This is a genomic window from Amycolatopsis thermoflava N1165 (genome assembly GCF_000473265.1).
Lineage (GTDB): Bacteria > Actinomycetota > Actinomycetes > Mycobacteriales > Pseudonocardiaceae > Amycolatopsis_E > Amycolatopsis_E thermoflava.
Map to the genome: position 1 here is coordinate 1,811,704 of NZ_KI421511.1, position 23,328 is coordinate 1,835,031.

Below are 23,328 nucleotides of genomic sequence, written 5' to 3' on the forward strand. Positions count from 1 at the left end.
CCATCCTTCCAGTTGTTTCCAATTAAGTTGTGCACAATCGAACGTAGCAGAACGCGCTGGCGTACGACAGGGCCCGCGTGGAAGAATGCACTTTGAGATGAATAGTGCAACCACCCGGCGGATGGCCGCCACCGCCGCCCTGGTCACCACCGTGGCGCGGCAGCTCACCGCCGAGCGGGGGCTCACCGGCTTCACCGTCGAGGAGGTGTGCGAGCGGGCCGGCATCTCGCGCCGCACCTTCTTCAACTACTTCGCCACCAAGGACGACGCCGTCCTCGGCCGGTCCGCGCACCGCGACGACCACGACCTGGTCGAGGAGTTCCTCGCCGCGGGCGGCGACCTGCTCGACGACCTCGTGCGGCTCACCGCGGGCCGGTGGGTCCGCGCCGACATCACGGTCGAGAAGTGCCGCGAGGTGCAGGCCGCCGTCGAGCGGGAACCCCGCCTGCTCGGCAGGTTCTTCGAGCAGCTGCTGCGCGACGAACAGTCCGATGTGGAGCTGGTCGAGCGCCGCGAAGGACTGCCCGCGGGCGACCTGCGCGCCGCCGCCGCGGTGCAGATCGTCGGCGCCCTCGCCGGGGCGTCGGTGCGCGAGTTCCTCCGCGAGGGCAACACGACCAGCTTCGGCGACCTCCTCGCGCGCCGGCTCGCCGCCGCGCGCACCCTCCTGTCCCCCGAACCCGAACGGACGCCATGACGACCACCGCGCCTGCCCCGCTGCTGCTGACCCAGCGGCGGATCTGGATCATCTTCAGCGCCCTCATCGCGGGCATGCTGCTGTCCAGCCTCGACCAGACGATCGTGGCGACCGCGATGCCGACCATCGTCGGCGACCTCGGCGGCGTCGAGCACCAGGTGTGGATCACCACCGCCTACCTGCTCGCGACCACGATCGTCATGCCGATCTACGGCAAGTTCGGCGACGTCCTCGGCCGCAGGCGGCTGTTCCTCGTCGCGATCGCGTTGTTCACCCTCGCCTCCGTGGGATGCGCGTTCGCCACCGACTTCTGGGTGTTCGTGGTGTTCCGCGCGCTGCAGGGCTTCGGCGGCGGCGGGCTGATGATCCTGTCCCAGGCGATCATCGCCGACATCGTGCCCGCCAACGAGCGCGGCAAGTACCTGGGCCCGCTCGGCGGCGTGTTCGGGCTGTCGGCCGTCGGCGGCCCGCTGCTCGGCGGGTTCTTCGTCGACCACCTCACCTGGCAGTGGGCGTTCTACATCAACATCCCGGTCGGCGTCGCGGCGTTCGTCATCGCGCTGGTCGCGCTGACGCTGCCGAGCAAGAAGGCGACCCAGCCGATCGACCTGGCCGGCGTGGTGTCGCTGTCGCTGGCCACCACCTGCCTGATCTTCTTCACCGACTTCGGGGGCGACAAGGACCACGGCTGGGCCGCGATGGAGACCTGGGCGTGGGGCCTCGGCCTGCTCGTGTCGGCGGCGGCCTTCGTCGTGGCCGAGAAGCGTGCGGCGGACCCGATCATCCCGCTGAGCCTGTTCCGCAACGAAATCTTCGTCAACGCCACCGCGATCGGGCTCGCGCTCGGCCTCGGCATGTTCGCCGCGATCGGGTTCGTGCCGACGTTCCTGCAGATGTCCTCGGGCACCTCGGCGGCCGCGTCCGGCCTGCTGCTCCTGCCGATGATGGTCGGCCTCATCGGCACTTCGATCGTGTCCGGGTCGGCGATCACGAAGACCGGGCGGTACCGCATCCACCCGATCCTCGGCACGGTGATCACGGCCGTGGCGATGGTCCTGATGACCACGCTCGCCGCGGACACGCCGATCTGGCTGATCTGCGTGTACCTGTTCGTGTTCGGCGCCGGGCTCGGTCTGATCATGCAGGTCGTGGTGCTGGTGGTGCAGAACGCCGTGCCCGCGGCGATGATCGGCACCGCGACGAGCACGAACAACTACTTCCGCGAGGTCGGCGCGGCGCTCGGCACGGCGGTGTTCGGCACCATCTTCACCACGCGGCTGACGGAGAACCTCAACGGCGTGTTCACCGCCGCCGGCGCCTCGGCCACGGACGCCTCGGCCGCCACCGCGACCCTCGACCCGGCCGCGTTGAACCAGCTGCCGGAACCGGTGCGCGACGGCGTGGTCACCGCCTACGCCGACGCGCTCGCCCCGGTGTTCTGGTACCTGCTGCCGTTCATCGGGATCGCGTTCGCGTTGTCGCTGGTGCTGAAGCAGATCCCGCTCTCGGACGTGGCCGGGCTGGTCGCCCGCGGCGAAGCCATCGGCGGCGAGGAGGCCGAACGCCTGGAGGCCGAGCAGCGCCGCGCCTGACGCCTCACGGGCGGCCGTCGAACACCGGGCGCAGGCGACGCTCCAATTCGGACTCGTCGAGGGCGAGCGCGAGCCGGGAACCGCGGACGTCCAACCGGAACGGGCAAGCACCGTCGCCACCCCGGGTTCCCGGCAGGGTGAACTCCGCGACCTTCGCACCGGTGCGCGCCTCCCGGACCGTGACCCGGTAGACGCTGTCGTGCAGGTCGAAGGCGATCGGGACACCGCTGCCCGATCCCGCCGGCTCGTAGGTGTAGCGGCACGTCACGTCGCGGCCGGTGTCGCCGGTGATCTCGATGTGCACGCACACGACGAGGTGCGCGGACTTCGCGGGGCGGCTTTCCGAGGTGAACTGGGCCGCCATGCTCCTGGGCAGGAGGATCTCGTCGTGCGCGAACTCCTCCTCCTGGTAGTTGGTGCGGCCGGTGTAGGTCACCAGCGCCATCGGGTGCGGCCCGGGGCCGGCGTACGCGGGCGCGTCGTCGTTGAGGACGTAGAGCTTCGGCGACCGGCACACCCTCGGGTCCAGGTCGGCCGAGCCGCCGAGCGAGGCGGGCCCGGAAGGCGGCGGCAACGGGGCGAGCACGCCGGTTTCCGGCGGGCCACCAGGCCGGTCCGGCGGCCAGGTGCACGGTCCGGTCAGGGTGATGGTGAACCGCGGGCTGTCGCGGGCAATCTGCGCGCGGACCGCGGTGCCGTCCCCGCCGACGCCGGAGAACGCGCGCGTGCCGTCGGGCTCCCAGCGACGGTCCTCGTCCTCGAACGTGTCCGCGAAGCCGTTGCCGCCCATCCAGGACTGCAGGTCTTCGAGGAACTTCTCGGCCTGGTCGCCCGCGGTCACCGCGGTCTCCGCCCGCGGCACCACACCCCAGTCCGGCCCGCCTGGGCAGCCGGTGGCGCGGGAGTGCGCCGCAGCCGCCACCTGCGCGTCGGGTTCCAGCACCTCGGCCGTGAAACGGGCCAGGTGTTCGGCGAGCCGGTTCTCGAACTCCACGGTCGTCACGACGGGTTCCGGCACGGGCGGTTGCGGCTCGGCCGGCGCGCAGGCGGCGAGCACCAGGCCCGCTGTCAGGGCCAGCCGGATCGGCACCGCCGCTCGTCGCCTGGTCACATCGCCCCCGTGATCACCGGGCTCCACCGTGCTGGTCGCGGGAGCGACGTGGCGCAGCAGACACTTTGCCGTGATGCGGATGTGATCTTCCCGTTATCTGTGCTAGCTTTCCGAACCGTTCGGCTGGGGGACCAACCGAAACAGGAAAGATCGCACATGAAACGCACGTTGCCGGCGGTGTTGCTCGCCGCTCCCCTGGTCCTGCTGAGCGCTGCGGCCTGCGACCCCGGGAGTTCCTGGGCCACGCAGGCCTCCCGCGGCGGACCTGCCCCGTCGTCCAGCGCGAGCGCCGCGCCGGGCACGACCAGCGCCGCGGCGAGCAGCACGACCAGCACACCGCCCATCACGTCCAGCACGCCCAGCAGCACGACGCCCAGTAGCACGACGCCCCTCAGCACATCCGCCACGAGCAGGTCCGGCACCAGCACCTCCGCCACCTCCGCCGCGAGCACCCCGGCGCCGGAGAAGACCTGCGCAGACCCGGTGTTCACCACCAGCGACCCCGACGGCGGCTGGTCCGACGGCGGCTACTACGTGCACAACAACATGTGGAACCAGGACGAGGCGGGCCCGGAAACCCTGCATGCCTGCGCCCACGACAACTGGTACGTCGACTCCACCCAGCCCGACTCCACGTCGGTGAAGACCTACCCGAACGTCCACAAGGACATCAACAACCTCGACGGCGCCCCGCTGTCGGACTACTCCACCATCACCTCCACCTTCGCCGGCCGCGGGCCCGCCACCGGGATCTACGACGTCGCCTACGACATCTGGCTCAACGGCGTCGGTCAGCAGCCCGGGGTCACCGAACTGATGGTGTGGACGGAGAACCACAACCAGGTGCCCTCCGGGGAGAAGGTCGCCACCTACACCGCGGGCGGCGTGACCTACGACGTGTGGGCCAACGGCAGCGGCTACCTCGCCTTCGTCGCGCAGTCCACCCAGTACTCCGGCAACATCGACATCAAGGCGATGATCGACTGGTCGGTCGGCCGCGGCTACATTCCGCCGAACCCGACCGTCAACCAGCTCGGCTACGGCATCGAGTTCTGCTCCACCGGCGGCGTGCCCGCCCGGTTCACCGTCTCCGACTTCTCCGTGACGATGAACTGATTCCGCCGGCCGCGTCCCGCCCGTCCCCGGACGGGCGGGACGCCTTCGCCGCCGCCTGGGAGGACCTGGCCGCGGTCGCGAGCAAGACCGTCAGCTGAGCACTTCGCGCTGGCGCAGGTGCTCCACGAGCTGCCCGCCGACGTGCTCGATGTGCGCCGACATCGCCTTGCGGGCCCCCTCCGGGTCACGGGCGCGCAGGGCCTGGAAGATCGAGCTGTGGTCGTGGGCCGAGGCCGACGACCACCCCTCGATCGAGGCGTAGTACCCGAGCGGCACGTAGTTCACCGTGACGCCGAGCAGGACAGCCAGCCGCGCCGAGTCCGACGCCTTGTTGATCGTGCGGTGGATCTGGTAGTTCAGCGACTCGACGAGGTCGAAGTCGCCGTCCCGCTCCGCCTGCTCCAGCTTGGCCTGGGTCTCCTCCAGCAGGTCCAGCTCCTCGTCCCGCAGCTCGGTGGCGGCGCGGGCGGCGAGCTCGCCCGCGATGAAGGCCTGCACCCGGAACAGGTCGCCGACGTCGCGGCTGGTCAGCGGCACGACGCGGTAGCCGCGCCGCGGCTCCCACCGCACCGACCCCTCGCTGCCCAGCAGCATCAGCGCCTCGCGCACCGGGGTGGGGCTGACGCCGAGCTCCTCGGCCAGCCGCTCGGTGCGGATGTACTCGCCGGCGCGAAACTGGCCGACCATGATGCCCTCGCGGATGTAGGCGGCGACCTTTTCGCTGAGCTGCTGCTTGTTCTCGAACGACGTGCGCCGCAGGCTGCCCCCGCGGCCGTGCGTTGCACCCATGACGCGCCTCCGTGCCGGCCATCCGCCGCCATCCTATATCCCATAGAAAAGTGTGTGATGTGGATAACCGGCGGCTGTCATCTCGCAGATTCTATAGAATAGAGTCCTGGTGAGCGCTTGCCGGAGCGGGCGAGCCGAGACCGCCCGAGGGGAGTCGCCGTGACCGACCGCAACGCGACCTACGCGGACGGCGCCTTCCAGCCGGGCGGCCCGCACACGATCCCGGTCGAGAACCTGGCAACCACGCGGGTCATCGAGGTGATGCCGGACGGCGCCGCGACCCGACACCGCCCGAGCCGCTTTTCCCGTCCTGGTCAAGCACTTCCGCACGGCCGGGGCGTGCTGCGGCCGACGTCGGTGTTGTGGTCGCGCTACCCCACGTTCGCCGAGCTGGCACGGGACTCCACGCCGGCGCGGCACCCGCGGTTCGCGCCGCTCACGCAGCCCGGCGCCGGCAGCTACCTCGCGCTCGCGGGGTGATCGGCGGGTGAGCGATAGTGAGAACCAGGCAACGCAGGAAGGACACCGGATGGACGGCCTGACCGAGGACGAGACGGCGATCGTCGCGGCGGTCGGCGAGTGGGTCGACCGCGAGGTGCGGCCGGTGGCGCGGGAGCTGGAGCACGCGAACACCTATCCGGAGAAGCTCATCGAGGCGATGAAGCAGATGGGCATTTTCGGGCTGGCGATCCCGGCGCCGTGGGGTGAGGCGTCGGTGTCGGCGCAGTGCTACGCCGCGGTCACCGAGGAACTGGCGCGCGGCTGGATGAGCCTGGCCGGCGCGATGGGCGGGCACACGGTGGTCGCCAAGCTGCTGGTCGACTACGGCACGCGGGAGCAGCGGGACCGCTACCTGCCGCGGATGGCGACCGGCGAGCTGCGGGCCACGATGGCGCTGACCGAGCCCGGCGGCGGATCCGACCTGCAGGCCCTGCGCACGACCGCGCGCCGCGACGGTCCGGAGTACGTGGTCAACGGGTCCAAGACGTGGATCACCAACGCCCGCCGCTCGGACCTGGTCGCGCTGCTGTGCAAGACCGACCCGGCGGCCGACCCGCCGCACCGGGGGATCAGCGTGCTGCTGGTGGAAAAAGGCGCCGGTTTCCACGTGTCCCGCGACCTGCCGAAGCTCGGTTACAAGGGCGTCGAGAGTTGCGAGCTGTCCTTCGACGACCTCCGCGTCCCGGCCGGCGCCGTACTGGGCGGCGTCGAGGGCCAAGGGTTCGCGCAGATGATGCGCGGGCTGGAGATCGGGCGGATCCAGGTCGCCTCCCGTGCCCTCGGCGTGGCGCGGGCAGCGTTGGAGGACTCGCTGCGGTATGCCCAGGAGCGGGAGTCGTTCGGCAAGCCGATCTGGCAGCACCAGTCGATCGGGAACTATCTGGCGGATATGGCGACGAAGTTGGAGGCGGCGCGGCAGTTGGTGTTGATGGCGGCGCGTCGGTATGACTCGGGGCAGCGGTGTGACATGGAGGCGGGGATGGCGAAGTTGTTCGCGTCGGAGACGGCGATGGAGGTGGCGTTGAACGCGGTGCGGATTCATGGTGGGTATGGGTATTCGACGGAGTTCGATGTGGAGCGGTATTTCCGGGACGCGCCGTTGATGATCGTGGGTGAGGGCACCAACGAGATCCAGCGTGGTGTGATCGCGCGGCAGTTGATCAGCCGGAACCGGATCTGACGCCGTGTCGGAGGTTGTGGAACGCAGCGAGGTGGTGGCGCCGGAGCCGGCGTGGGCGCTGGGGGCGTTGCTGGACGTGCCGGTGCCGGATCTGTCGCGCGAGGGGCTGCCGTTGTTGTGGCACTGGCTGTATCTGCTGGACCGGCCGGCGCAGACGGATCTGGGGCCGGATGGGCATCCGGTGCGTAACTGTGTGCCGGCGCCGCCGGGGCCGGGGCGGCGGCGGATGTGGGCCGGTGGCCGGGTCCGCACTTGTGGGGTGTTGCGGTGCGGGGAGGCGGCGACGCGGCGCACCCGGGTGGCCTCGGTGGCCGACAAGCAGGGCCGGTCCGGGCCGTTGACCTTCGTGACCGTGGAACACCTGATCTCCCAGGGCGGCCGGGTGGTGGTCGAGGAGCGGCAGGACATCGTCTACCGACCAGCTACCGGGAGTCCGGCCGTGGTCGCGGAGGGGGAGGTGGTGCCGGCCGGGCCGGGTGAGTGGGCGATCGAGGTGACACCGACGTTGTTGTTCCGGTTCTCCGCGCTGACCTACAACGCGCACCGGATTCATTACGACCGCGACTACGCCCGCGACGTGGAGGGCTATCCGGGGTTGCTCACGCACGGGCCGCTGCAGGCGCTGGCGATGGCCGAAGCCGCCCGCGCTCGTGGCGTCGGCGGCGAGGTGGAGTTCTCCTACCGGCTGGTGGCGCCGCTGTTCGACCACCAGGGCCTGATCACCACCGCCACCAAGGAATCCGACGGGGTGGCCACCGCGGTGCGGGACCGGTACGGGCGGCAGACGGCCACCGGCGTGCTGCGGGGTGCCGCATGATCGCCGGGGCGCGGAGTTTCCTGTTCGTGCCCGGCCACCGCCCCGACCGGTTCACCAAGGCCGCCGCCTCCGGCGCCGACGTGGTCGTGGTCGATTTGGAGGACGCCGTCGCCCCCGACCACAAAGCCTCGGCGCGGGAACACGTGCGATCCTGGCTCGAGACGGGGCACCCGGCGGTGGTGCGGATCAACGGCCCCGGCACCCCCTGGTTCGACGACGACCTCACCGCCATCACCGACCAGGCCACCGCGATCATGGTGCCCAAGGCCGAAGACCCCGCCGTGCTGGCGTCGATCGGCGCCCCGGTGATCCCGTTGATCGAAACCGCCCTCGGCGTGGTGCGGGCCGTGGAGGTCTGCGCCGCCGAGAACGTGGTGCGGCCCGCGTTCGGCAGCATCGACCTCGCCACCCAACTCGGCGTCGACCACCACTCCCACACCGCCCTGCACCACGCCCGCTCCGCGGTGGTGATCGCCGCCGCGGCCACCGGCCGCGCCGCCCCCATCGACGGCGTCACCACCACCCTCCACAACACCGACATCCTCCAAGCCGACCTCGCGCACGCGATCAAGCTGGGCTTCACCGGCAAACTCTGCATCCACCCCCGCCAGGTCGGCCTCGTGCACGAGGCCTGCACCCCCACCGCCGCGGAGATCGAGTGGGCGGAGGGGGTGCTGGCCTCGATGGGTGACGGGTCGGTGGGTGTCCACAAGGGGCAAATGGTGGACCGCCCGGTCATCCTGCGCGCGCAAGCGATCCTCGCCCGCACCGGCGCGGGATAGCTCAACGCGGGAAGCGCTTTCACGCACCGGCCGCGATCCTCGCCCGAACCACTCAAGCCGGCTTCGTGAAGAACTCCCGCACATCCGCCACCAGCAGCTCCGGCTCCTCCATCGCGAGAAAATGCCCGCCCCGCCCGGTTTCGGTCCACCGCACCACGTTGTGGTCCCGCTCGGCCCACGGGCGGATCGTCTTGTCGTGCCGGGACACCAGCACCGCGGTCGGCACCGTGCCCCGCGCCACCGGCTCCCACTCCCCCGCGGTGATCTCCTCGTAGTAGACCTGCGCGGCCGGCCCCGCCGTGCCCGTGAACCAGTACAGCGACACGTCGGTGAGGATGCGGTCCCGGTCGATGCTGTCCTCCGGCAGTCCCTCGGGCGGGTCGGTCAGCTCCTTGAACTTCTCCACGATCCACGCAAGCTGCCCGGCGGGCGAGTCGTGCAGGCCGTAGGTCACCGTCTGCGGGCGCTTCGAGTTGCACTGCAGGTAGCCGTCGTTGAAGTCCTGCATCGCCGCCCACCGGGCCCGCTCGGCGTCCGTCAGGCCATCGAACTCGCCCTCCTCGCCCGCCGGGAAGGTCAGCAGCGCGTTGACGTGGATCCCGGCGACCCGGTCCGGCGCCTGCCTGCCGATCGACGGCGCCACCCACGCCCCGAGGTCGTAACCCTGCACGCCGAACCGGTCGTACCCCAGGCGGGTCATCAGTTCCACGACCAGGCCGGCCATCTTCGACGGGCGCATGCCCGGCCCGTTCAGCGGGGTGGAGAAGCCGTACCCGGGCAGCGACGGCACGACGAGGTGGAACTCCCGCGACAGCGGTTCGAGCACGTCGAGGAAGTCGGTCACGCCGCCCGGCCAGCCGTGCAGCAGCACCAGCGGCAGCGCGTCCGGGCCGGCCGCGCGGACGTGCAGGAAGTGCAGGTTCTGCCCGTCGATCGTGGTGGTGAACTGGGGGTGGCTGTTGATCTCCGCCTCCTGCTTGCGCCAGTCGAAGGAGGTGCGCCAGTAGCCGGCCAGTTCACGCAGGTAGCCGACCGGCACGCCGCGGCTCCAGCCGACACCGGGCAGCTCGCCCGGCCACCGGGTGGCGGCGAGCCTGGCGTGCAGGTCGTCCAGCTGGGCCTGCGGGATGTCGATGCGGAAGGGGTGGATCTCGGTCATGGCGGCGACGGTAGGGACGGATTAGGCCGGATCCGGTCCTAACTGTCCGGCACACTGGCCGGGTGTTGAAGACCTCGGCGCGGCTGCTCGAATTGCTGTCCCTGCTGCAGACCCGGCGCGACTGGGCGGGCGCGGAACTCGCCGCGCGCCTCGGCGTCAGCACGCGCACGGTGCGCCGGGACGTGGACCGGTTGCGCGACCTGGGTTATCCGGTGCACGCGACGCGCGGCGCCGCCGGGTACCGGCTCGGCGCGGGCGCCGCGCTGCCGCCGCTGCTCCTCGACGACGAGGAGGCCGTGGCGGTCGCGGTCAGCCTGGGCACGGCGGCCGGTGGTTCGGTCGCGGGCATCGGGGAGACCGCGGTGCGGGCGCTCGCGAAGCTGGAGCAGGTGCTGCCGTCGCGGCTGCGGCACCGGGTGCGCACCCTCCAGCACGCGACGGTGCGGGCCGGGCTCGCCCCCGGGCCGCAGGTGCCGCCCGGGACGCTGGTGGCGATCGCCGAGGCGTGCCGGCGTCACGAGCGGCTCCGGTTCGACTACGCCGACCACACCGGCGCCGCGTCCCGCCGCGAGGTCGAGCCGCACTCGCTGGTCAGCTGGGGACGGCGGTGGTACCTGGTCGCCTGGGACGTCGCCCGCGACGGCTGGCGGACCTTCCGCGTGGACCGCGTGACGCCGAAGTCCCCCGGCGGCGCCCGGTTCACGCCGCGGGAACCGCCGTGCGGCGACGTGGCCGTGTACCTGGAGCGGCAGTTGTCGTCGCGGATGTGGCCCTGCCGGGCGACGGTCGTGCTGCACGAATCGGCGACCGCCGTGGCCGGCCGGGTCTGGCCGGGAACCGGCACGCTCGAACCGGTCGACGACACGAGCTGTCTGCTGCACGTCGGCGCCGACACCCTGCACGCGCTGGTGTGGATGATCACCTCGGTCGACGCGGCCTTCACACTCGCCGACGGCCCACCGGAACTCGCCGAAGCCCTGCGGCGGCAGGGCGAACGCTGCCTGCGGGCGGTCACGGGCACGTCTGCTGGTACGGCAGGTCCGGCACCTGCTGCCGCCACTCGTCCGGGTTGAGGCCCCGTCCGGCGCGCCGGCAGGCCTGCTCCACCGCGTGCTCGCGGATGTCGACGACCTCCCCGGTGTCCCACAGGTACGCCCGGTTTTCGCCGTCGCCGGTGGCCAGGGTCCGCCCGTCCGGGCTGAACGCCACCGTGATGATCATCGCCTGCTGGCTGCTGAGCCGGACCATCGACACCGGCCGCGTCGGGTCGGTGACGTCCCAGACCCGGGTGGTCTGGTCCTCGCTGCCGGTGGCGAGCATCCGGCCGTCCGGGCTGAACGCGACGGACCGGACCCGGCCGGTGTGCCGCGCCAACGGGGATCCCAGCACCCGTGGCGCGGCCGGATCGCGGACGTCCCACAGGATGACGGTGGTGTCCTCGCTCGCGGTGGCGAGGGTCCGGCCCGCCGGGTCGAACGCCAGCGCGTACCAGCGGCCGGTGTGCGCGGTGAACTTCGACAGCTCGCGGGGCGCGGCCGGGTCCGACAGGTCCCAGAGCGAGCCGGTTCCGTCGTAGCTGCCGGTGGCCAGGACGCGTCCCTGGTCGCCGAACGCCACGGCGGACACGAGCGCCCGGTGCGCCGGCACGACCGCGACCCGTGCCGGGCGGCCGGGGTCGGCGACGTCGTACAGGCTCACCGAACCGTTCCCCGTCCCCACCGCGAGCAGGCGCCCGCTCGGATCGAACTCCACTGTGGACGCCGGCGCCATCGATTCGGTGACGCGGGCCCGTTCCCGGGGGTTCGCCGGATCGCTGACGTCCCACAGGATCACCACGCCGTCCTCGCCTGCGCTGGCGAGCGTGCGGCTGTCCGGGGCGAAGGCGACCGCGTCGACCCAGTTCGTGTGGCCCGACACCCGGCGGATCCCGCGTGGCCGGTCGCGGTCGGTGACGTCCCACAGGCCCACGGTCCCGTCCCCGCTGCCGACCGCGGCGAGCCTGCCGTCCGGGCTGAACCGCACCGCCCGCACCGCGCCCTGCTGGACGCTGAGGTAGTGGTCGAGCGCGCCGATCCCGGCGTCGGCGTCCCGGCGCCACAGCAGCACGGTGTTCTCCGCGCTCGCCGCCGCGAGGATCTCGCCGTCCGGGCTGAGGGTGACCGCGTTGGTCCAGTTGGACTGCCCGCCGCTGAGCCTGCTCCGCGACGGGCCCGGCTTGGCCGGATCGGTGATGTCCCAGGCGGTCCAGGAGTGGTCGTAGCCCGCCGCCGCGACCCGCCGCGGCCCCTCGAACCGGATGGTCCGGACCGGGCTGACCTGGCCGGTCAGGTCGCCGAGCCGGCCGGGCCGGGCGGGATCGGCGACGTCCCACAGCCCGATCGTCGCGGCGGCGCCGACGGCCAGCAACCGGCCGTCCGGGCTGAACGCCATCGCCCCGGTCCCGCCGTCCTGGTCGGCGAGGCGGCCCGCCTCCCGGGGCGCCGCCGGGTTCCGCACGTCCCACAGGACCACGCCCGCGGCCTTCGGCTGCTCCGGGTTGTAGCCGCCCGCCGCCAGCACGCCGCCGTCCGGGCTGAACGCCATCGCGCCGATCTGGTCCGGGTAGCCGGTGAGCGTGGTCAGCAGGCGCGGCCGGGTGCGGTCCGCGACGTCCCACAGCCGCACCGCGCCGTCGAGGCTGCCGGTGGCGAACACCGTGCCGCCGGGGTCGAGCGCGGCCGCGGTGATGTAACCGCCGCCTGTCGGCACTTCCCCCACCCGCGCCGGCGCGGCGGCGACGTCCCACACGCTGACGCGGCCGGTGAACTCGCCGACGAACAACGTGCGGCCGTCCGGGCCGAACAGGAACCCGTTCGAGGGTGTGGTGTCGGTGATCTCGCCCAGCGGGCGCGCCGGATCGGCGGTGTCCCACAGGAAGATCCGGTTGTCCATGCCGCTGGTCGCGAGCCGGCGCCCGTCGCCGCTGAACACCACGGCCGACACCGGGGCGGTGTGCGCCTCCAGGGTTCCCGCGTAGGGGTCCAGCAGACCCGTGACCAGGCTCGCGGTGCTGTCGGCGGTGCTGTCGAGCCGGTCGGCGGCGATGCCGAGCATGAGCGCGAGCTGCGGCGCGGTGTCGCGGGCGCTCTCGGCCCGGTCGATCAGGGCGCGCGCGGTCGCCCTCCGCTGCTGGGCCCTGGCTTCGTTGCGGCCCTGCACCGCGAGCACGGCCGCGACCAGCGCGGCGACGAGGAGGACGACCAGCGCGCCGCCCACTACCGCGCGGACCTGCCGCCGCCGCCGGTCGGCGCGCACGCTCACGTCGAGGAACCGCCTGCTCAGCTCGTCCAGCTGCTCCGGGTGGTCGGCCGCCCAGTCCCGCGCCAGCTGCAGCTGGTTGCCCCGGTGGAGCGCGCTCCCGTCCCGGCCGTCCCGGTCCCACAGCCGGGCGGATTCGGCGAGCCGCTGGTGGATGACGAGACCGGCCCGGTCGGTGTCGATCCACTCCCCCAAGCGCCGCCAGGCGCGCAGCAGGGCCTCGTGGGAGATCTGGGCGGTGTCGCCGTCGACGGTGACCAGCCGCGCGGCCGCGAACCGGTCGCGCACGGCCGCGGCTCCGGCGTCCAGTTCGGACAGCCGGACCCGCCGCCGGGTGTCCTCGGTGCCGTCGCCGACGCTCACCATCCGCAGCAGCATCAGCCGCGCGGCCCGCTGTCCGTCCGCGTCGAGTCCGTTGTAGATGGTCTCGGCCTGGCGGGTGATGGCGTCCCACACCCCGCCGGTGGCCTGGTAGCCGGCGAGCGTGAGCGTGCGGCCCTGCCGCGACCGCCAGGTGAGGAGCAGGGCGTAGGACAGCAGCGGCAGGGTGCCGGAGCCGAAGTCACCGCCGGCCCGCACGTCGCGCAGCAGCAGCTCGGTCAGGCCAGGTTCGAGCTGGAGGCCCGCGGCCGTCGCAGGTTTTTCGATGGCGTCGCGCAGCTGGGCGAAGGTCATCGCCGGGACCGGCAGCTGGCGGTCCTTGAGCACCCCGGCCAGTTCCGGATAGGCCAGGCAGTGGGCGTAGAAGTCCGCGCGCAAGCCGAGCACCACCAGCGCGGTCTCCTCGGCGGCCGCGGTGAGCGCGCGGACGAAGGCCCGCCGCTGGTCCTCGTCGGCGCACGTCGTGAACAGTTCCTCGAACTGGTCGACCACGAGCAGCAGCCGCCCGCCGGGCACGTCGCGTCCGCCGGCCTGGCGTCGCAGCGCGCGGCGCAGGAGGTCGGCCAGCCGCGCCGGATCGGCGGTGAGGTCCGCCCGGATCGCCTCGGGGGTCAGGCCGGCCGGCGCGGCCAGCCGGGCGGCGAGGTTGCCGAGCGGGTCCTCGCCCGGGGTGAGCAGCATGTGCGGCCAGGTGCGCGAGCCGGGCACGCGCAGTTCGCCGCGCTCGACGGCGGGCAGCAGGCCGGCGCGCAGCAGCGAGGACTTCCCCGCGCCGGACAGGCCGACCACGGCGACCGGGCCGGGTTCGGCGGACCACGCGGCCAGGTCGTCGAGCAGTTCCCGGGTGAGCTGTTCGCGCCCGAAGAAGAACCGGGCGTCGTCGGCGGTGAACGGGTCCAGTCCGCGGTACGGGCAGGGCTGGTCGGCCTGCGGCTGCCCGTCGGTGCGCGGGACCGGGAGCCGTGGCGGCGCGGCGGCGGGGTTCGGGGCCAGGACGAGGTCGCCGGCCTGCCCGCTGAGGTGGCGGACCGGCGCAGGCACGTTCCGCGACGGCAGGACGCGCCGGAGGTGCCGGTAGGCGGCTTCCACGGTCAGGTCGGGCAGCCCGGCGGGATCGCCCTCCGCCAGCAGGGTCAGCAGCGCGCCGCTGAACGCGGTGTGCCGCTCGCCCTCCGGCGCCAGCGCCTGCTCGTCGGACGCCGCGGAGGCGAGCACGTAAGCGCCGCCCAGCGAGGCCAGTTCGAACGCGTCGCTCGCCGACGTGCCGAACGAGCCGTGCGCGCGGCCCGCGAAGCAGCAATCGAGGACGACGACGATCGTGCGGGCCCGGCACAGGGTGAGGGCGTCCTCGACCGCGGAGTACGGCAGGGCCTTGAACGCCAGGCCGGTGCTCAGGTCGTCGGTTTCGCGGGTGGCCAGGTGCAGTTTGTTGCCCGGGCTGACCAGGCCGTGGCCGACGTAGTAGAGGACGAACACGTCCTCGGCCTCGGCCGCCGCCCTGGTGAGGGCGTTGCCGAACTCGATCGGATCCGGGTCCAGGATCGGGTCCGGCAGGCTCTCCGGCCGCACCCCGCAGTGGTCGCGGAAAGCGGTTTCCAGCGCGGTGAGCGTGGCCCCGACCGCGGGGACCGGCGGGAGCCGGGAACCCTCGGCGTGCGTGCCCGTACCGACGAGCAGGACCCGGGTTCCGGCCGAGCCCAGGTTCATGCGGCGGTCTCGTCCCCGCCGTCCAGCTCGGCCGACACCCGCCGGGTGAGTTCGGCGAGTTCGCCGGCGTCGACGCCCTTCACGTTGGTGGCGGTCAGCTCGAAATCGCTGTCCGGCTTCTTGACGGTGATCGTCACGTCCGACGTGCGGCGGCGGAGCCAGGCGATCACCACGGTCGCCGTGGCGGTCGCGACGCCACCCGGCCCGAGCGCGACGGCCAGGGTCTCCACGACGGAACCGAGCCGCCCCGGCTGGGGCGGCGACTCGACGAGACGGACGCGCCCGCGCAGCTCGTCCTGGCCCAGCAGCCACTCCCGCAGGGACCGCGCCTCGTCCCCGGCACGTTCCGCCGTCACGGTGAGCGTCACTTCCACGGCAACCCCCAGTCGTCGATCAGGTCACCCATGGTGCTGATTTCGTGACCGGTTGTCCAGAAGATCAGCCCCGGGCCGATCAGTGCGGCCGGCTGAGGTCGCCTGCCCGGAAGGTCTTCACCGTGCGGCTCACCGGCCCGTCGAGCGCGTCCTTGTTCCCCCGCGGGTAGACCCACCGCAGGGTGGCCGTCGAGCCGGGGCCGACGAAACCGCGCTCGTAGAAGATGCGGCCGTCGCCGCGGTAGCCGGAGATCGTGTACAGCTCGCCTTCGACGCGCTGGACCGTCACCTGCCCGCCCTCGGCGCGGATGCCGCCCGCAGTTTCGGCCAGGACGTCCGCCGTGGAGCGGCCGCCGGGGTTGTTGGCTCCCCACACCGTCATCGTCGCGCCGAGGGCCGGGTCGGTGAACTCCATGCCGTCGCCACCCGGCGGGCTGTAGAGCTGCCGCTGGTAGCCCTCGGGCACCAGTGCCGTGAAACCGAACCGCGCGTTGGTGTACGTGCCGTCGTCGGCAGGCGGGGTGGACGGCGCGGACGACGGCGGGACACCGGCGCCCCGGCCGAGCATCGCCGGCAGCTCCGGCCGGAGCAGATCGGTGATCTCCGCGTACGGGATCGTGATCGTCTCCTGCCCGGAGGCGGTGTCGCAGCCGAGGTCGTAGTACAGCACCAGGAAGTCCACCCCGGCGTTCGTGAACACGACGTCGGCGGCGGGCACGTGGTCGCCGCCGCCGGGCGTGTCCGCGGTGTCGATCGACGCGGGCGCCCCGGCCCCGCTGACGCCGACCCGGCGGCAGAACCCGCGCTCCGAGTGCGCGGTGAGCCGTTCGGTCAGGGTGGCCATGCCCCGCGCGGTCAGCACGTCGTCGCGGAAGACGTCCCGCGGCCCGAGGACCCGGCCGGTGGTGAGGTCGACGGTGACGCTCTCCGGGAACCGCCAGCTGGCGTGCGACAGGAAGTCCGAGTCGAGCGCGTGGTCGAAGCGCACGGACACCAGCCGGTCGGTGCGCAGGGCGATGACCGCCGTGGTGCGCACGCCCACGGTCTCGCCCCGGCCCCGGACGTCGGCGGCAATGTCCGGATCGGACAGCTGTTCCCGCACCGACCGCAGGCGCTCGTCGACCGGCGCTCGCAGCGCGGCGTTGATCCGCTCCTCGACAGCGGGGTCGGCGTGCCCGGTCACTCGCGGGTACTGCAGGTCGTAGGTGATCGGCAGCGCGGTGTCGGTGCCGGCGGTGGTCTCGATGGCGACGCTCAGCACCGGTGGCGGCGGGTCGTCGAACTGCTGGTAGACCAGGAATCCGCCGACGGCGAGCACCGCCGTCACCAGGACCCCGATCACGACCTTCCCGACGCTGGTGGCCGCGATCCCCGCGCCGGCCGGTGCGGCGGCGGCGAGCGGGGCGGCCGCGGTGCCGGCGGTCGCGAGCAGCGCGAGCGGGGTGAGGGCCGTCAGGGCGGCGACGGGCGCGGCGAGCCGCTTCCAGCCGCGGCTCTCCCAGTCCGCCCCGTAAGCGGCGCGCGCGATGGCTTCGAGTTCGGCCACGAAAGCGTGCGCGGTGACCGGGCGCTGCCCGGGGTCCTTGGCCATGCCACGCGCGATCAGCGCCCGCAGCGGCTCGGGCACGGCGGCGAGCGGCACCGGCGCGGACTGGTGCAGGGCCCGCAACCGCTCCGTGGTGTCCGCCTCGAACGGCCGGTGACCGGTGATGCACTGGAAGAACACGCAGGTGGCGGCGTAGACGTCGGTGGCGGGCATCCCGGGCAGGCCCGCCCACTGTTCCGGCGCCATGTAGGCGGGCGACCCGGCGGCGAGCCCGGCCTGCCCGTCCAGTGTGGCCAGTCCGAAATCCACGAGCTTGGACTCCCCTGCCTGCGACACCAGGACGTTGCCCGGCTTGTAGTCGCGGTGCACGACGCCTGCGGCGTGCGCGGCCGCCAGTCCCAGCAGCGAGCCCTTGAGGATGGCCAGGGCCGATTCGGGCGCCAGGGTCTTCTCGGCGGCCAGCAGCACGCGCAACGAGACCCCGGGGACGGCCTCCATGACCAGCGCGGCGCCCTCGGGACGTTCGACGAACTCGTGCAGCCGCGCCACGTGCGGGCTGCGCACGCCGTGCAACAGGTGGGCCTCGCGGCGGAACCCGTCGAGGATCCCCGGGTCGCTCAGGAACTCGGAGTGCAGGTACTTGATCGCGACGAGCTGACCGGAGGCCTCGTGCTTGGCCAGAACGACCTGGCCGAAGCCGCCGGCGCCGAGCACCTCCACCTCGCTGTAGCCGGGCACCCGCCACCGCTGGTCCATGATCCGGTATCAGAGCACGAACGGCCCGGTCGCGCCACCGAAACCGCGGTATTCGCGATGGTGACGGGCACCATGATCATCGCCGCGATTGTGTTGCCCGGCAACGCGGTCATCACGGTGACTGGTTCTTACCATCAGCGGCACCGGTTCCGGCCTCGACGTGGAGGTGTCGCGATGTTCCGACGTGCCGTCCTGCTGGCGATCGTGCTGGCCCTGATGGGCTTCTCCCCACCGGCGCAGGCCGCCGGGCTGCAGGAGGTGACCGGTTTCGGCTCCAACCCGGGCAACCTGCGCATGTTCCGCTACGCCCCGGACGGCCTGCCCGCCGGGCGCCCGGTCGTGGTGGCGCTGCACGGCTGCACCCAGAACGCCACGGGCTACGCCACCGGCACCGGGTGGATGAAGCTGGCCGACCAGTGGCGCGTCGCGGTGGTGTTCCCGCAGCAGAGCTCCGCCAACAACGCCAACAGCTGCTTCAACTGGTTCGAACCCGCCGACACCCGCCGCGGCTCGGGCGAGGCGTTGTCGGTCAAGCAGATGGTCGACCGCACCAAAGCCGACCTGGGCTCGTCGTCGGCGTACGTCACCGGGTTGTCCGCCGGTGGTGCGATGACCGCGGTCATGCTCGCCGCCTACCCGGACGTGTTCGCGGGCGGCGGGATCGTCGCCGGGCTGCCGTACGGCTGCGCGACCTCCACCGTCACTGCCTTCAGCTGCATGAACCCGGGCACCGACCTGACCCCCGCCCAGTGGGGCGACAAGGTGCGCGCCGCCGCCGACCATTCGGGGACGCACCCGCTGGTGTCGATCTGGCACGGAACCGCGGACACCACCGTCGCCCCGCGCAACGCCACCGAACTGGTCGAGCAGTGGACCGACGTGGCGGGCACCGACCAGACCCCGGACGTGAGCGACACCGTCGCCGGGCAACGGCACCGGGTCTACGGCGGGAAGGTCGAGTACTACGAGATCAGCGGGATGGGGCACGGCCAGCCGGTCGACCCGGGCACCGGGACCACTCAGTGCGGCACGGCCGGCGCGTACCTGCTCGACGTGAACATCTGCGCGGCCTACTACATGGGCCGCTTCTGGGGCATCGCCGACGACAGCTCCGGCCCCGGCACGCCGACCTACAGCGACACCGCCGTCGGCACGGCCACCGACCACTACGTGGCCGGGCGGGTGGACGTCACCGAGTACAACGCGCTCGGCGCCCGCTACGGCTACACCGCGCCCATCACGCTGTACCTGTGCGGCGCGAACTGGACCGACAAGCCGGACTGCGCGCCGATCTGAGGCCGTTGCCGTACCTTTTCGGTATGAGCACCGCGGACGAGCGCAGGGCGGACGGTGAGGGCGGTCAGCGTCCGCTGCTCGTGCTGGGCAAGATCGTCGACATCCTGGACGCGTTCACGCTGCACCAGCCGTCGCTGACGCTGCGGGAGCTGCAGCACAAGACGGGGCTGCCGCAGTCGACGGTCCAGCGGCTGGTGACGAACCTGGTGGCGCACGGTTTCCTCGACCGCGCCGGGGACGGGTTCCGGCTCGGGGTGCGGATGGCGTACTGGGGCGCGGCGGCGGGCAAGGACCTCGACGTGCTGTCGGTGGTGAACCCGGTGCTGAAGGACCTGCGGGACGCCACCGGCGAGACGGCGTGCTTCTTCCGCGCCGAGGGGCGTCACCGGGTGTGCATCGCGGTCGCGGAGACGCGGCACGCGCTGCGGCGGGAGATGTCGGTCGGCAAGATCGCGCCGATCACGGTCGGCTCGTCCGGGCGCGTGCTGCTCGCCTGGTCGCCCGGCCTGGCCGACGAGGTGCTGCGGGAGGACCTGCCGCAGCTGACCGAGAGCACGGTGACCGACCGGGACGAGCTGCGGCGCCTGATCAAGCAGACCGCGGCCGACGGGTACGCGATCACGGTCGGCGAGCGCGTCGACGGCGCCTCGGGCCTGGCGGCGCCGGTGTTCGACTCGGCGGCGGACCTGGTGGGCGCGCTGATGGTGAGCGGCCCGACGATGCGCATGCCGTACGAGAAGTGCCTCGAGTGGGTCGACGTGCTGGTCGAGCACGCCGAACGGATCACGCGCGCACTGGGCGGCCGCTACCCGGCCTGAGCCGCCCGGCATCACCCGCCCCGCGCGGCGTCGCTGATCGCCGCCCCACCCGCGCGCCGTCACTGGTGGCCGCCCCGCCCGCGCGGCGGCGACCTCCCGCGCATCAACGCGCCCGCGGGACCACACCCTCACGCCGCGGCCTCCCGGTTCACCACCCGCACCGCCTCACCCGAGGCGAGCGCGATCGCATTGCGCGCACGACTCCGCCATCCTCGCCCGCACCGCGCCGACTTCGCCGTCACTGGCGGCCGCCCCACCCGCGCGCCGTCACTGATCGCCGCCCCGCCCGCCACGCGGCGACCGCCCGCGCATCAACGCGCCCGCGGGACCACACCCTCACGCGGCGGCCTCCGGGTTCACCACCCGCACCGCCTCACCCGCGGCGAGCGCGATCGCGTTGCGTGCGCACGACTCCGCCATCTTCGCCCGCACCGACCGCGTCGCGCTGCCCACGTGCGGCAGCAACGTCGTGTTCGGCAGGTCCGCCAGGCCGGGAGCCGGCCGGGGCTCGTCCTCGTAGACGTCCAGCCCGGCGCCCGCGATCTCCCCGCTCCGCAACGCCTCCACCAGGGCACGCTCGTCCACGATCGGGCCGCGCGCGGTGTTGATCAGGATCGCCGAGCGCTTCATCCGCCGCAGCACGGAAGCGTCGACCAGGTGCCGGGTCTCCGCGGTCAGCGGCACGTGCAGCGACAGGAAATCCGACCGCGCCACCAGTTCGTCCCAGTCCACCCGCTCGACACCCGGCTCGTCGACCGGCCGACGCCTGGTGCACCGCACCGTCATCCCGAACGCGAGCGCCCGCCGCGCCACCGCCCGCGCGATGCGGCCGAACCCGGCCAGCCCCAGCGCCGCGCCGCTGACGTCGCCGCCCAGCAGCAGCGACGGCTCCCACCCGGTGAACCGCCCGGCGCGCACGAACGCGTCGGCCTCCACACACCGCCGCGCGGTCGCCAGGATCAGCAGCATCGCCACGTCGGCGGTCGCGTCGGTGAGCACGCTCGGCGTGTTGCACACCCGGATCCCGCGCCGGGTCGCGGCGGCCACGTCGATGTTGTCGTAGCCGACCGCGTAGTTGGAGATGCCGCGCAGCCGCGCCCCCGCCAGCACGGCCGCGTCGAACACGTCAGTCAGCTGCGCCACGACCACGTCGTACTCCCCCGACGCGCACACCGCGGCCAGATCCGGCGAGCGCTCCGGCACCACCACCGTGCCGGCCTCGCGCAGCAGCGTCATCCCCGGTTCCGGCAGCGGCGTGGTGACGAAGAACCTCACCGGCAGCTCACCTCTTCGCCGAGCGCCCATGGGAAAGCCGTCGCGCTGGTGCGCGCCCCCTGCGCCGCCCGCGAACGGTTCGGTTCGCCCAGCTCGTCCAGCAGCGCACCGGACAACCGCACGATCCGCGCGAACGACGACGGCGTGAGCCACGACGGCCGCAGCGCGAACAACAGGTCCTCGGTGGACGCGTTGCCGCTGGCGCCGGGGGCGAACGGGCACCCGCCGAGCCCCCCGAGCGCACCATCCACTTCGGACGCTCCGGCGGCGATGGCGGCGAGGGTGTTCGCCACCCCCAGGCCCCACGTGTCGTGTCCGTGGTAGACGATGCGGCGGGGCGGCGTCTCGGCGGCCACCCGGGCGACCAGGATGGTCACCTGCGCGGGCACGGCCTGCCCGAGCGTGTCGCACAGCACGATGTCCCCGGCACCCTCGGCGCGCGGGTCCCGCGCAATCGCCAGCACCCGCTCCTCGGGCACCGCCCCCTCGAACGGGCAGGTGAACGACGTCGCGATGCACAGCTGGATCCGGCCACCCGCAGCCGAAGCGGCCGCCACCGCCCGGGGCATCGCCGCCAGGCTGTCCTCTGTGGAGCGGCCGATGTTGGCCTTGTTGTGCGCATCCGAGGCGGACAGGCAGTACTGGAAGTTGACCGCCCCGGCCTCCGCCGCGCGCTCGACGTGCCGGGGCGTGGCCACCCAGACCCAGCAGCGCGCCAGCTCGTCCGGGTCCAGCGCGCGGATCACGTCGAGCGTGTCGGCCAGCGGCGGCACCAGGTCCGGCCGCGCCATCGAGCCGATCTCGACGCTCGGCACCCCGGCGGCCAGGAGTTCCCGGACGACCGCGACCTTGCGCGCGGTCGGCAGCGGTTTCCCGGTGAGCTGCAGGCCGTCCCGCAACGTCACGTCCCGCAGGTCAGTCATTTCCGGTGTCCTTCCGGCCGAGCAGGTGCAGGATCTCGTCGGTGTGCTCGCCGAGCTTCGGCGCGGGCGTCCGCAGCGGCAGCGACTCGGTGCCGATCACCGGCACCACCCCGGGGAACCCGATCGGCACCTCCTCGCCGGTGCCCGGGTCGACCGGCAGCGGCTGGATCATCGCCCGCGCCCGGTACTGCTCGTCGGCGCAGATGTCGGCCGCCGTGTAGATCGGGCCGGCAGGCACCCCGGCCTCGTCGAGAATCTTCAACACCTCGTCGCGGTCCAGGCCACGCGTCCACTCCCCGATCGCCTCGTCCAGTTCGTCACGTCGCGCCCAGCGGCCCGCGTTGTCCGCCAGCCCGGGGTCGTCGGCCAGGTCGGGGCGGCCGATCGCGAGCATGTACCGGCGGAAGATCGAGTCGCCGTTGCCCGCGATCACCACGCTCGCGCCGTCGCCGCACTCGTAGGCGTTGCTGGGCGCGATGCCCTCCATCCGCCCGCCGACGCGCCGCCGCTCGACGCCGTAGGCGAGGTGGTCCGGCACCAGCGACTCCATCATGGAGAACACGGCCTCGTGCAGCGCGACGTCGACCACCCGTTCCCGCAGCGGCCGCCCGCTGGGCACCACGGCCCGCTCGTACAGCTCGACCATCACGCCGAACGCGGCGTACAGCCCGGCGATCGAGTCGCCGATGGACACCCCGACCCGGGACGGCGGCCGGTCGGCCTCGCCCACCAGGTTGCGCATACCGCCCATCGCCTCGGCCACGGCGGCGAACCCGGGCCGGTCGGCCAGCGGCCCGGTCTGCCCGAACGCCGAGATCCGCGCGAGCACCACGTCCGGGTTGGCCCGTTCCAGCTCCGCCGGTCCCAGGCCCCACTTCTCCAGCGTGCCGGGCCGGAAGTTCTCGATCACCACGTCGCAGCGCCGGACCAGATCGAGCACGATGTCCCGCCCCTCGCCGGTGCGCAGGTCGACCGCGATGGACTTCTTGTTGCGGTTGACGGTGTGGAACAGCATGGACACCGTGCCCGCGTAGAGCCGCCAGTTGCGCAGCTCGTCCCCGCGGCCGGGGCGCTCGACCTTGATCACCTCGGCGCCCAGGTCGGCGAGCAGCCGCGCGGCGGTGGGCCCGGCGATGTAGTTGCCGAGTTCCAGCACGCGGACGCCGCGCAGCGGCAGGTGTGCGTGTTCGGTGTCCATCTGTTCCTTCCCG

General features: G+C 72.8%; 20 protein-coding genes. 10 read left to right on the forward strand and 10 right to left on the reverse strand.

The genetic code is table 11. The features are described from left to right. Window positions 1-97: 97 nt before the first annotated feature. Window positions 98-697 (forward strand): TetR/AcrR family transcriptional regulator, encoded by a 600-nt coding sequence (locus AMYTH_RS0109065; RefSeq protein ID WP_228684661.1) that lies wholly within the window; start codon window positions 98-100, stop codon window positions 695-697. After that, window positions 694-2,289, forward strand: a complete 1,596-nt coding sequence (locus AMYTH_RS44365) for an MDR family MFS transporter (RefSeq protein WP_037322439.1) — start codon at window positions 694-696, stop codon at window positions 2,287-2,289. Before AMYTH_RS0109065 ends, AMYTH_RS44365 begins: the two co-directional genes overlap by 4 nt. A gap of 4 nt (window positions 2,290-2,293) precedes the next feature. Here AMYTH_RS44365 and AMYTH_RS0109075 read toward each other — a convergent pair whose 3' ends face one another. Beyond that, complete coding sequence (locus AMYTH_RS0109075) at window positions 2,294-3,400, reverse strand: hypothetical protein (RefSeq protein ID WP_157360562.1); 1,107 nt, start codon at window positions 3,398-3,400, stop codon at window positions 2,294-2,296. Continuing rightward, window positions 3,397-3,891: a hypothetical protein gene (locus tag AMYTH_RS0109080; protein ID WP_027930047.1), complete on the reverse strand. Its 495-nt coding sequence runs from the start codon at window positions 3,889-3,891 to the stop codon at window positions 3,397-3,399. The genes AMYTH_RS0109075 and AMYTH_RS0109080 overlap by 4 nt, the downstream gene beginning before the upstream one ends. Here AMYTH_RS0109080 and AMYTH_RS0109085 point away from each other — a divergent pair. After that, window positions 3,884-4,516 carry a GH12 family glycosyl hydrolase domain-containing protein gene (locus AMYTH_RS0109085; protein WP_084022543.1) on the forward strand — a complete coding sequence of 211 codons (633 nt, stop codon included), beginning with the start codon at window positions 3,884-3,886 and terminating at the stop codon, window positions 4,514-4,516. The two genes, AMYTH_RS0109080 and AMYTH_RS0109085, sit on opposite strands and share 8 nt — an antisense overlap. A 90-nt stretch (window positions 4,517-4,606) precedes the next feature. Here the strand turns inward: AMYTH_RS0109085 and AMYTH_RS0109090 are convergent, their stop codons facing one another. After that, window positions 4,607-5,305 (reverse strand): GntR family transcriptional regulator, encoded by a 699-nt coding sequence (locus AMYTH_RS0109090; RefSeq protein WP_051362601.1) that lies wholly within the window; start codon window positions 5,303-5,305, stop codon window positions 4,607-4,609. A gap of 159 nt (window positions 5,306-5,464) precedes the next feature. Between AMYTH_RS0109090 and AMYTH_RS49870 the strand changes: the two genes are divergently transcribed. From AMYTH_RS49870 to AMYTH_RS0109110, 4 genes are read left to right on the forward strand one after another with little or no spacing between them, the layout of a single operon-like run. Further along, window positions 5,465-5,785, forward strand: coding sequence for a hypothetical protein (locus AMYTH_RS49870; RefSeq protein ID WP_027930050.1), 321 nt, complete (start codon window positions 5,465-5,467; stop codon window positions 5,783-5,785). Window positions 5,786-5,834: 49 nt separating this feature from the next. Further along, window positions 5,835-6,986, forward strand: coding sequence for an acyl-CoA dehydrogenase family protein (locus AMYTH_RS0109100; protein WP_027930051.1), 1,152 nt, complete (start codon window positions 5,835-5,837; stop codon window positions 6,984-6,986). A 4-nt stretch (window positions 6,987-6,990) separates the two neighbouring features. Next, window positions 6,991-7,803: an HTD2 family dehydratase gene (locus AMYTH_RS0109105; RefSeq protein WP_027930052.1), complete on the forward strand. Its 813-nt coding sequence runs from the start codon at window positions 6,991-6,993 to the stop codon at window positions 7,801-7,803. After that, on the forward strand, window positions 7,800-8,585 hold the full coding sequence (locus AMYTH_RS0109110; RefSeq protein WP_027930053.1) for an HpcH/HpaI aldolase/citrate lyase family protein: 786 nt from the start codon (window positions 7,800-7,802) through the stop codon (window positions 8,583-8,585). The genes AMYTH_RS0109105 and AMYTH_RS0109110 overlap by 4 nt, the downstream gene beginning before the upstream one ends. A gap of 52 nt (window positions 8,586-8,637) precedes the next feature. Here the strand turns inward: AMYTH_RS0109110 and AMYTH_RS0109115 are convergent, their stop codons facing one another. Next, window positions 8,638-9,744 (reverse strand): epoxide hydrolase family protein, encoded by a 1,107-nt coding sequence (locus AMYTH_RS0109115; RefSeq protein WP_027930054.1) that lies wholly within the window; start codon window positions 9,742-9,744, stop codon window positions 8,638-8,640. Window positions 9,745-9,806: 62 nt separating this feature from the next. Between AMYTH_RS0109115 and AMYTH_RS49490 the strand changes: the two genes are divergently transcribed. Beyond that, on the forward strand, window positions 9,807-10,817 hold the full coding sequence (locus AMYTH_RS49490) for a helix-turn-helix transcriptional regulator (RefSeq protein ID WP_027930055.1): 1,011 nt from the start codon (window positions 9,807-9,809) through the stop codon (window positions 10,815-10,817). Here the strand turns inward: AMYTH_RS49490 and AMYTH_RS0109125 are convergent. The 3 genes from AMYTH_RS0109125 to AMYTH_RS44370 all read right to left on the reverse strand — a co-directional run bounded on the left by AMYTH_RS0109125 (window position 10,756) and on the right by AMYTH_RS44370 (window position 17,805). Continuing rightward, window positions 10,756-15,129: a caspase, EACC1-associated type gene (locus AMYTH_RS0109125; RefSeq protein ID WP_027930056.1), complete on the reverse strand. Its 4,374-nt coding sequence runs from the start codon at window positions 15,127-15,129 to the stop codon at window positions 10,756-10,758. The genes AMYTH_RS49490 and AMYTH_RS0109125 overlap by 62 nt on opposite strands. Beyond that, window positions 15,126-15,497 (reverse strand): effector-associated constant component EACC1, encoded by a 372-nt coding sequence (locus tag AMYTH_RS0109130; protein WP_228684663.1) that lies wholly within the window; start codon window positions 15,495-15,497, stop codon window positions 15,126-15,128. The genes AMYTH_RS0109125 and AMYTH_RS0109130 overlap by 4 nt, the downstream gene beginning before the upstream one ends. Window positions 15,498-15,582: 85 nt before the next feature. Continuing rightward, on the reverse strand, window positions 15,583-17,805 hold the full coding sequence (locus AMYTH_RS44370) for a protein kinase domain-containing protein (RefSeq protein ID WP_051362602.1): 2,223 nt from the start codon (window positions 17,803-17,805) through the stop codon (window positions 15,583-15,585). 174 nt (window positions 17,806-17,979) lie between these two features. Here AMYTH_RS44370 and AMYTH_RS44375 point away from each other — a divergent pair, with 174 nt between their 5' ends. Together AMYTH_RS44375 and AMYTH_RS0109145 are read left to right on the forward strand one after the other, a co-directional pair. After that, the gene (locus tag AMYTH_RS44375) at window positions 17,980-19,101 is read left to right on the forward strand and encodes an extracellular catalytic domain type 1 short-chain-length polyhydroxyalkanoate depolymerase (protein ID WP_037323546.1); all 1,122 of its coding nucleotides are present in this window, start codon (window positions 17,980-17,982) and stop codon (window positions 19,099-19,101) included. Between the two features lie 23 nt (window positions 19,102-19,124). After that, window positions 19,125-19,919 carry an IclR family transcriptional regulator gene (locus AMYTH_RS0109145; RefSeq protein ID WP_027930058.1) on the forward strand — a complete coding sequence of 265 codons (795 nt, stop codon included), beginning with the start codon at window positions 19,125-19,127 and terminating at the stop codon, window positions 19,917-19,919. Window positions 19,920-20,255: 336 nt separating this feature from the next. Here the strand turns inward: AMYTH_RS0109145 and AMYTH_RS0109150 are convergent, their stop codons facing one another. Genes AMYTH_RS0109150 through AMYTH_RS0109160 form a run of 3 tightly spaced genes read right to left on the reverse strand, consistent with a single transcriptional unit; the run spans window position 20,256 to window position 23,315 of the window. Next, the gene (locus AMYTH_RS0109150; RefSeq protein ID WP_027930059.1) at window positions 20,256-21,194 is read right to left on the reverse strand and encodes a 2-hydroxyacid dehydrogenase; all 939 of its coding nucleotides are present in this window, start codon (window positions 21,192-21,194) and stop codon (window positions 20,256-20,258) included. Then, window positions 21,191-22,117, reverse strand: coding sequence for a beta/alpha barrel domain-containing protein (locus AMYTH_RS0109155; RefSeq protein ID WP_027930060.1), 927 nt, complete (start codon window positions 22,115-22,117; stop codon window positions 21,191-21,193). The genes AMYTH_RS0109150 and AMYTH_RS0109155 overlap by 4 nt, the downstream gene beginning before the upstream one ends. Continuing rightward, window positions 22,110-23,315, reverse strand: coding sequence for a CaiB/BaiF CoA transferase family protein (locus AMYTH_RS0109160; protein WP_027930061.1), 1,206 nt, complete (start codon window positions 23,313-23,315; stop codon window positions 22,110-22,112). The genes AMYTH_RS0109155 and AMYTH_RS0109160 overlap by 8 nt, the downstream gene beginning before the upstream one ends. Window positions 23,316-23,328: the final 13 nt, after the last annotated feature.